Source organism: Actinomadura nitritigenes (genome assembly GCF_017573545.1).
Lineage (GTDB): Bacteria > Actinomycetota > Actinomycetes > Streptosporangiales > Streptosporangiaceae > Spirillospora > Spirillospora nitritigenes.
In genome coordinates, this window is the sequence record NZ_JAGEOK010000020.1 from 171185 (window position 1) to 179395 (window position 8211).

Below are 8211 nucleotides of genomic sequence, written 5' to 3' on the forward strand. Positions count from 1 at the left end.
AACAAGGAGGCCCGGGGAATGTTCACCGGCATCGTCGAGGAGCTCGGCGAGATCGTCGCGATCGAGGCCGAGGGCGACTCGGCCGTCCTGACGATCCGCGGCCCGCTCGTCACCGAGGACGCCGTCCACGGCGCGTCGATCGCCGTCAACGGCGTCTGTCTCACCGTGGTGGACGTCAAGGACGGGGCCTTCACCGCCGACGCGATGAAGGAGACCCTGGACCGGTCCAGCCTCGGCGCGCTGGAACCCGGGTCGAAGGTCAACCTGGAGCGGCCCGTCCGGCTCTCGGACCGGCTCGGCGGCCACCTCGTCCAGGGCCACGTCGACGGCGTCGGAACGATCCTCTCCCGCGAACCGGGCGAACGCTGGGACGTCGTCACCGTCTCGCTCCCCGCGCCGCTGGCCCGCTACGTGGTCGGCAAGGGCTCGATCACGGTCGACGGCATCAGCCTCACGGTCGTCGAGGCCGGCGCCGACCGGTTCAGCGTCGCGCTCATCCCGACGACGCTGTCCCTCACGACGCTCGGCCGCAAGAAGCCCGGAGACCCCGTCAACCTCGAAGTCGACGTCGTCGCCAAGTACGTCGAGCGGATGCTCGGCGACCGCGCGGCGGCGGGCGGCCCGGCGAGTGATCCCGACCCGGTGGGCGGCGCGGCATGAGCTGGCTGGACGCGGGCTTCGACCTCTTCGGCGAGCACATCCTCTGGACCGACCTCGTCGGCAACGTGCTGTCGCTCGCCGTGGTGTGGCTCGCCATGCGCAAGACCCTCTGGACGTGGCCGGTGCAACTGGTCGGCGCGCTGCTCCTGCTCGCCGCGTCCCTGCACGCCGACGTCCCCGGCAACGCCCTCAAGCAGGTGCTCTTCGGCGTCCTCGCCGTCTACGGCTGGGCGATGTGGGCGCGCGGACGGCGCGGCGGCGACCCCCTGGTCGTGCGGAGCGCGACGGCGAAGGAGCGCGCCGTGCTGATCGCGGCCCTCGTCGCCGGCACCGCCGCGGTCGCCGAGCTGTTCCTCCACGTCGACTGGCTCAAGGCCGCCTGGTCGCCGTGGGCGAACGCCTACATCTTCGTCGGCAGCGCCGTCGCGACGTTCGCGCAGAGCCGCGCGCTCGTCGACTTCTGGATCGTGTGGGTGCTGGTCGACCTGGTCGGCGTGCCGGTGGCCCTGCACTCCGGGCTGTACGCGTCCGGCGCGGTGTACGTGATCTTCTTCGTGATGGTGATGGTCGGGTTCAGGAACTGGCTGCGGGAAGCGAAGGCAGTACCGGCCCCCGGGAACAAGGCGGTGACCGCATGAGCGGCAACGACGGACTGAACGACGGACCGAACGGCGGCGGGATCTTCGACCCGATCGAGGAGGCGGTCGCCGACATCGCGGCGGGACGCCCCGTCGTGGTGGTCGACGACGAGGACCGCGAGAACGAGGGCGACATCATCTTCGCCGCGTCGAAGGCGACGCCGGAGCTGCTCACCTTCACGATCCGGTACACCAGCGGCGTGATCTGCGTCCCGATGGCGGGCGCCGACCTCGACCGGCTGCAGATCCCGCTGATGACGGCGCAGAACAGCGAGCGCATGCGCACCGCCTACACCGTCAGCGTCGACGCCCGGCTCGGCGTCAGCACCGGCATCTCCGCCGCCGACCGGGCCCGGACGATCCGGACGCTCGCCGACTCGGCGTCCGAGCCGGGCGACCTCGTCCGCCCCGGCCACATCTTCCCGCTCCGCTACCGCGAGGGCGGCGTGCTGCGCCGCCGCGGCCACACCGAGGCCGCCGTGGACCTCGCCCGGATGGCCGGGCTCGCCCCGTCGGGCGTCCTCGCCGAGGTCGTCAACGAGGACGGCACCATGGCGCGCCTCCCCGAGCTGCAGGTGTTCGCCAAGGAGCACGGCCTCAAGCTGATCTCCATCGAGCAGCTCGCCGAGCACCGCCGCCGCACCGAGCCGATGGTCACCCGGGTCGTCGAGACCCGGCTGCCGAACCGGTACGGGATGTGGCGCGCCGTCGGGTTCTCGAGCGGGATCGACGGCGGGGAGCACCTCGCGCTCGTCCTCGGCGACCTCGCCGACGGCGAGGACGTCCTGGTCCGCGCGCACTCCGAGTGCCTCACCGGCGACGTCCTGCACTCCGAGCGCTGCGACTGCGGCACCCAGCTCGACGCCGCCATGGAGCGCATCGCCGAGGAGGGCCGCGGCGTGGTGGTGTACCTGCGCGGTCACGAGGGCCGCGGCATCGGCCTGCTCGCCAAGCTGCGCGCCTACGCCCTGCAGGACGCCGGCTCCGACACCGTCGACGCCAACCTCGAACTCGGCCTGCCCGCCGACGCGCGCGAGTACTCCAACGCCGCGCATATGCTGCGTGACCTGGGCGTCCGCTCGATCCGGGTGCTCACCAACAACCCCGACAAGCTCAAGGGCCTGGACGGGTTCGGGCTGGACGTGCGCGGCCGCGAGACGATGCCCGTCGTCGTCACCGAGCACAACCGGCGCTACCTGACGGTCAAGCGGGACCGTCTCGGACACGAGATCGAGGGACTCTCATGAGTGGTGCGGGACGCCCGGAGGACACGGTCGTCGACGCGGCCGGGCTGACGCTCGGCGTCGTCTGCACCCGCTGGCACGGGCAGATCACCGACCAGCTGCTGGAGCGCGCCGTCGCCGCCGCGAAGGCGTGCGGGATCGACGCGCCCGTGGTCGTCCGGGTCGCCGGCGCCCTGGAGATCCCCGTCATCGCCCAGCAGATGGCCCGCGACCTCGACGCCGTCGTCTGCCTCGGCGCGGTCATCCGGGGCGCGACCGCCCATTTCGACTATGTCTGCGAGTCCGTGACGAGCGGTGTGACACGCGTTGCACTGGACGAGTCGACTCCGGTGGGCAACGGGGTCCTCACATGTGACACCATTGAGCAGGCACTGGAACGCAGCGGGCTGCCGGGCAGCTCCGAGGACAAGGGATGGGAGGCGACTGTGGCCGCACTCGACACGGCACTGACCCTGCGAGGTCTGCGGCATCACGGTCACGCCGGGCACGGTTTGGAGCATTTCTAGCGGGTCCGGGGGCTCCGCCCCTGAACGACTCGCGCATCTGGGCTCCTCGATCCGCCCGGTATCCGTACGCAACCCATTCCGAAAGGCAATTCCGTGCTGTCACTCGTCCTGCCCAAGGGGTCGCTGGAGAAGGCGACCATGCAGCTGTTCGACGCCGCCGACCTCACCGTCCGGCGCGCCTCGGACCGCGACTACCGCGCCTCCATCGACGACCCGCGCATCGACCGCGTCCGGGTGCTGCGCCCGCAGGAGATCCCGACCTACCTCGAACAGGGCCTGTTCGACCTCGGCATCACCGGCCGCGACTGGATCACCGAGACCGACTCCGACGTGGTCAGCCTCGGCGAGCTCCAGTACTCCAAGGCCACCTCCAACCCGGTCCGCGTGATCATGGCGGTGCCGGAGGACGCGCCCTGGCAGAGCGTGTCCGAGCTGCCGGAGGGCGTCCGGATCTCCACCGAGTTCCCGGCGATGACCAAGCGGTTCCTCGACAAGCACGGCGTCAAGGCGAAGGTCGTCCCGTCCTACGGCGCGACGGAGGCCAAGGTCCCCGACATCGTGGACGCGATCGTCGACCTCACCGAGACCGGCTCGTCGCTCCGCAAGAACGGCCTGCGCATCCTCGACACCCTGCTGACCAGCTACACCGAGCTGGTCGCGAACCGCGAGGCGTACGAGGACGCCGAGAAGCGCGCCGCGATGGAGGACGTCTCCCTGCTGCTGCAGGGCGCGATCCGCGCGCGCGGCAACGTGCTGCTGAAGCTGAACGTCGCCCAGTCCGACCTGCAGAAGGTCCTGGACATCATGCCGTCGATGTCGTCGCCCACGGTCACCTCGCTGGCCGGCGGCGACTCCAGCGCGGTCGAGTCCGTCGTCGCCAAGCGCGGCGTGAACACGCTGATCCCCGCGCTGAAGGCGGCCGGCGCCCACGACATCCTCGAGATCCCCATCTCGAAGATCGTTGACTGAGGTCAGGGCCCTTCCGGTCGTGTGGCGTCCCCGCACCACACGGCTCGTGGCCTACATCACGGCGGGCGTGGTCGTGGTCGGCCTGATCGCGCTCGCCGTGGTGGTGGCCCCGCAGTTCAAGCTGTTCGACCGGGCGCTGATGGTCGTGTTCGGCCTGGTCGTCGCGTGGGTCCTGCACATGCTGGCCCGCTGCCGCGTCGTCGCCGACGAGGCGGGCCTCACGGTCGTCAACGCCTTCCGCACCCGCCGCCTCGCCTGGCCCGAGGTGCTCGGCGCGTCGATGGTCGAGGGCGACCCCTGGCCCACCCTCGACCTCGCCGACGGGACGTCCATCGGCGCGATGGGCATCAACGGCGCCGAGAAGGCCCTCGCCGCCCGCCAGCTCACCGAGCTGAAGGCCCACCTGCGCACCCGCAGCGAAACCCCCGACCCCGCCTGACGTTCCGGACGGGCATTCACGCGACGTGGGATGTGGTCATGTGCCAGGGTGCCGGCATGAGCACGAAGCGTGATGACGACGCTCCCGGAAGCATCATGGCGAGCGTCGAGTCCTTGCCGGAGTGGGTGCGCCCACCGGCGGGCGGGTTCACCACGGATCACTTCCTCCGCATGCGCGATCTGCCCCGCCGAACTGAGACGGCAGGCACCGGAGGGCATCGAGCCACTCCACAGCATGACGGTACGGCTCGACGAACGGCAGGCGCCGGCACCGGACGTGCTTCTCGTCTCGGCGGAGGCGTTCCATCGCGCAGTCCCCGACCATTTCTTCTTCCTGGAGGACGTCACGCTCGTGGGGGAGGCGATCCTGCCCGACTCCGAGATCCGGGACCGCGATGTCAAGCCCCGACGGTATGCAGCCGCCGGGATCGAGCATTTCTGGCTGGTCGAGCAGGACGGTAGGGACGCGGTCGTCCACGTCCATGAACTCGATCCGGTCGTGAAGTCGTATGTTCTGACCGGGGTCCATCGTGACCGCCTCCAGGTGACCGTCCCGTTCTCCATTGACATCGGACTCCGGGACGTCTTCCGGCGCCGCTGACGATCCTGGTCAGCCTGTTGGCAGGACCAACGTCCACGAGTTCGAGCCGGCCAGTGCCGCCTACACCCTGACGCCGTAGAGGCGTGCGAGGGCGGGGGACCCCGGCGTCAGTCGGTGTCGGTGTCGGTGTCGGCGGGGGGTACGCGGTGGGGGCCGGCGGTGCCGAAGCCCCAGTCGAGCATGCGGGCGGCGTCGGTGAAGCGGGCGCGCTCGTCGGTGGTGGAGCTGTTGAGGACGATGCCGGTGAAGGTGCGGCCGCCGCGGCGGGCGGCGAACACCAGGGAGTAGCCGGCGGCGTCGGTGGTGCCGGTCTTGATGCCGATCGCGCCCTTGTAGAAGCGGAGGAGCCGGTTGGTGTTGGTCCACCTGTAGGCGTGGTGGGTCCTGGTCCTGGCGAGCCTGTAGGTCCGGCGGGCGACGGTGGCGCGGAAGGTGCCGTCGTCCATCGCGTAACCGGCGAGGCGGACCTGGTCGCGGGCGGTGGAGCGGGTGGACGTGGCGGTCGGCCAGGGCAGGCCGTCGAAGTTGGCGTAGGTGGTGTGGTCGAGGCCGAGCTCGCGGGCGGCGTCGTTCATCTTGGCGACGAACCCGTCCTTGCCGGGGCCGTAGGCGTCGGCGAGGGCGTAGGCGGCGTCGCAGCCGGACGGCAGCAGCAGCGCGTTGAGCAGCTGCCGCGCGGTGAGCCGGTCGCCCGCGTGCAGGCCGGCGGTGCTGCCGTCGTGCCTCTTCGCGTACGCCAGGTACCTGCGCCTGATGGTGATCTTCCGGTCGAGGCCGCCGTCGTGCAGGACGACGAGCGCCGTCATCACCTTGGTGATGCTGGCGATGGGGCGTTCGGTGTCGGCGGCGCGGGACCACGCGGTCGCGCCGTCCGTCACGTCGTACAGGAGCGCGGACTTGGCGACGACGCCGGACGGTCCGGCGGCGGGACGCGCCGCCGCGCGCACCGGGGCCGCCGCGCGGGCCGGGGCCGCCACGAGCGGCGGGACGGCGGCGAGCGGCAGGGCGGCGAGCGCCATCGCGCGGTGGCGGGCGGCGAGTGCGGTGATCACATTCGGACACTGCCAGCCGGACGGGCCGCGTTCAAGCACCGTGCGGGCCCGTCACCTGCGAGAACGCGCTCGGCCGGGATTTGTATGGTTTACCGTACAGATTCACCTGTATGGTTGGCCGTACAGATCGGAGGGGCGATGGGAATCGACGAGTGGATCGGGCGGCTGCCCAAGGTCGAGCTGCACGTGCACTTGGAGGGGTCGCTGCGTCCGGCGACGCTGCTGGCGCTGGCGCGCCGCCACGGCGCCGACCTGGGCGCGGAGTCGGCCGAGGACCTGGAGGGGCTCTACCGGTTCGAGGACTTCGGCGACTTCGCGCGGCTGTTCCTCGCCGGCCTGGACGTGCTGCGCGGCGCCGCGGACTTCGCGGACGCCACCGCCGCGCTGGCCGCCGAGCTGGCGGCGCAGAACGTCCGATACGCCGAGGTCACCACGACTCCGGTGCAGCACCACCGCCGCGGCGTCGCGCTGGAGGAGTACGCCGCCGGGCTGGACGAGGGGCGGCGGCGCGCCCGCGAGGAGCACGGGGTGGAGATCGGCTGGATCTGCGACATCTCCCGCGAGTCGGAGGCGCCGGACTCCCATCTCACCGTCGGCTTCCTGCTCGGCCGGACGGCGCCCGGCGGGGTCGTCGGCCTCGGCCTCGGCGGGGTGGAGGAGGGGTTTCCGCCCGAGCCGTTCGCGTCCTCGTTCGCCCGAGCGAAGGCGGCCGGGCTGGCCGCGCTGCCGCACGCCGGGGAGACCGCCGGCCCCGAGAGCGTCTGGGGCGCGCTGCGGGCGCTGGGCGCCGACCGGATCGGGCACGGCATCCGCTGCCTGGACGACCCGGCGCTGGTCGCGCACCTCGCCGAACGGCGGATCCCGCTGGAGGTGGCGCCGACGTCCAACGTCGCCCTCAAGCTGGTGAAGGACGCGCGGAGCCACGTGCTGGGGGAGCTGGCGCGGGCCGGGCTCGTCGTGACGCTGAACACCGACGACCCGGCCTACTTCCGGACCACGCTGAACGACGAGCTCCGCATCGCCCACGACCTGCACGGCTTCACCCGCCGCGCGCTGCTGGACGCGCAGGTCGCCGCGCTGGAAGCCTCGTACGCGCCCGCCGCGACGAAGGCCGCCGTGCGCCGGGAGCTCCGGGACACCGGCCTGTGACGAGGAGGGACCTGCCATGGCACGCCCGCCGGGGGCGGACCGCCCGCTGTACGTGCGCATCGCGATGTCGCTCAAGAGCCGGATCCTCGCCGGGCACTACACGCCCGGCGGGCGGCTCCCCGGGGAGGACGAGCTCGCCGCGGCGATGGGCGCGAGCCGCAGCACCGTCCGCCAGGCGCTGGCCGAGCTCCGCGACACCGGCTACGTCACCAGCCGCCGCGGGTCGGGCAGCTACGTCGCGGACCCGCTGCCGATCGAGCCGCTGTCGCCGCGGTCGGGTCCGGTCTACACCGGCTTCCTCGACGACCTCGACAACGAGGCGCACCACGTCCTCGAACGCGACCGCGTCCAGGACGCGCTCGCCGCGGACGAGGCGCTGGCCGCGCGCCTGAAGGTCCCGGTGGGCGCGCCCCTGGTCCGCTACCGCGCCACCCGGCTCCGCCACGGCGTCCCGTACGGCGTGGCGACCGACGTGGTGCCGCGGGCGGTCGCGGAGCGCGTCACCCCGGACGTCCTCGACGCGAGCCCCACGATCGTCGACGCGCTGGCGCTCGCGGGGAGCCGCGTCGCCGAGAGCCTGCAGCGCCTCGAGCCCGCCGTCCTGGACGCGGCGGACGCCGGGCGCTGCGGCGCGTCCCCCGGCGACCCGGCGCTCGCCATCACCGGCACCGCCTACGACGACGGCCACACCCCCGTCGACGCCTACACCCTGACCGTCGTCACCGGGTACGGCATCGGCCTGCACCTGACCCGCGCCGGCCACCCGTGACGGCATCGCCCGTGACGGCATCGCCTGCGCCGGGCGGCCGGCCCTGAGAGCGTCTAGATGTACTCGGTCACGAGGTTGGTGACACGCCGGGTTGGTGGTTGATCAAAGCGAAGACCTCCGAGTGCGGTGGAGATAGCCGTCTTCACCCGTCTCGGAGGTCTTCATGGCCCACGCTAATGCACGGT

At 72.0% G+C, this 8211-nt stretch carries 10 protein-coding genes; 9 read left to right on the forward strand and 1 reads right to left on the reverse strand.

Annotated elements, in window-relative coordinates:
- The first annotated feature begins 18 nt into the window (after window positions 1-18).
- The 7 genes from J4557_RS29495 to J4557_RS29525 all read left to right on the forward strand — a co-directional run bounded on the left by J4557_RS29495 (window position 19) and on the right by J4557_RS29525 (window position 5056).
- A complete protein-coding gene (locus J4557_RS29495) occupies window positions 19-660 on the forward strand; it encodes a riboflavin synthase (protein WP_208270002.1) in 642 nt (213 codons plus the stop codon).
- The gene (pnuC, locus tag J4557_RS29500) at window positions 657-1298 is read left to right on the forward strand and encodes a nicotinamide riboside transporter PnuC (protein ID WP_208270003.1); all 642 of its coding nucleotides are present in this window, start codon (window positions 657-659) and stop codon (window positions 1296-1298) included. The genes J4557_RS29495 and pnuC overlap by 4 nt, the downstream gene beginning before the upstream one ends.
- Window positions 1295-2545: a bifunctional 3,4-dihydroxy-2-butanone-4-phosphate synthase/GTP cyclohydrolase II gene (locus tag J4557_RS29505; RefSeq protein ID WP_243776515.1), complete on the forward strand. Its 1251-nt coding sequence runs from the start codon at window positions 1295-1297 to the stop codon at window positions 2543-2545. The genes pnuC and J4557_RS29505 overlap by 4 nt, the downstream gene beginning before the upstream one ends.
- Window positions 2542-3048 (forward strand): 6,7-dimethyl-8-ribityllumazine synthase, encoded by a 507-nt coding sequence (gene ribH, locus J4557_RS29510; protein WP_208270004.1) that lies wholly within the window; start codon window positions 2542-2544, stop codon window positions 3046-3048. Before J4557_RS29505 ends, ribH begins: the two co-directional genes overlap by 4 nt.
- A 93-nt stretch (window positions 3049-3141) precedes the next feature.
- On the forward strand, window positions 3142-4017 hold the full coding sequence (hisG, locus tag J4557_RS29515) for an ATP phosphoribosyltransferase (RefSeq protein WP_208270005.1): 876 nt from the start codon (window positions 3142-3144) through the stop codon (window positions 4015-4017).
- The gene (locus tag J4557_RS29520; protein ID WP_243776516.1) at window positions 4010-4456 is read left to right on the forward strand and encodes a PH domain-containing protein; all 447 of its coding nucleotides are present in this window, start codon (window positions 4010-4012) and stop codon (window positions 4454-4456) included. Before hisG ends, J4557_RS29520 begins: the two co-directional genes overlap by 8 nt.
- A gap of 234 nt (window positions 4457-4690) precedes the next feature.
- Window positions 4691-5056: a Uma2 family endonuclease gene (locus J4557_RS29525; protein ID WP_243776517.1), complete on the forward strand. Its 366-nt coding sequence runs from the start codon at window positions 4691-4693 to the stop codon at window positions 5054-5056.
- A gap of 107 nt (window positions 5057-5163) precedes the next feature.
- On the opposite strand, the gene J4557_RS29530 is transcribed toward J4557_RS29525, so the two are convergent.
- The gene (locus tag J4557_RS29530) at window positions 5164-6108 is read right to left on the reverse strand and encodes a D-alanyl-D-alanine carboxypeptidase family protein (RefSeq protein ID WP_307800278.1); all 945 of its coding nucleotides are present in this window, start codon (window positions 6106-6108) and stop codon (window positions 5164-5166) included.
- Between the two features lie 138 nt (window positions 6109-6246).
- On the opposite strand from J4557_RS29530, the gene add reads away from it, so the two are divergent.
- Both add and J4557_RS29540 read left to right on the forward strand, forming a co-directional pair.
- On the forward strand, window positions 6247-7257 hold the full coding sequence (gene add, locus J4557_RS29535) for an adenosine deaminase (RefSeq protein ID WP_208270006.1): 1011 nt from the start codon (window positions 6247-6249) through the stop codon (window positions 7255-7257).
- Between the two features lie 16 nt (window positions 7258-7273).
- Window positions 7274-8026, forward strand: coding sequence for a GntR family transcriptional regulator (locus tag J4557_RS29540; protein ID WP_208270007.1), 753 nt, complete (start codon window positions 7274-7276; stop codon window positions 8024-8026).
- Window positions 8027-8211: the final 185 nt, after the last annotated feature.

Bases quoted from the DNA above. Each gene is read 5' to 3' on its own strand.
- J4557_RS29540 (WP_208270007.1), top strand. From the start codon at position 7,274: ATGGCACGCCCGCCGGGGGCGGACCGCCCGCTGTACGTGCGCATCGCG.
- add (WP_208270006.1), top strand. From the start codon at position 6,247: ATGGGAATCGACGAGTGGATCGGGCGGCTGCCCAAGGTCGAGCTGCAC.
- J4557_RS29505 (WP_243776515.1), top strand. From the start codon at position 1,295: ATGAGCGGCAACGACGGACTGAACGACGGACCGAACGGCGGCGGGATC.
- J4557_RS29525 (WP_243776517.1), top strand. From the start codon at position 4,691: ATGACGGTACGGCTCGACGAACGGCAGGCGCCGGCACCGGACGTGCTT.
- ribH (WP_208270004.1), top strand. From the start codon at position 2,542: ATGAGTGGTGCGGGACGCCCGGAGGACACGGTCGTCGACGCGGCCGGG.
- J4557_RS29495 (WP_208270002.1), top strand. From the start codon at position 19: ATGTTCACCGGCATCGTCGAGGAGCTCGGCGAGATCGTCGCGATCGAG.
- pnuC (WP_208270003.1), top strand. From the start codon at position 657: ATGAGCTGGCTGGACGCGGGCTTCGACCTCTTCGGCGAGCACATCCTC.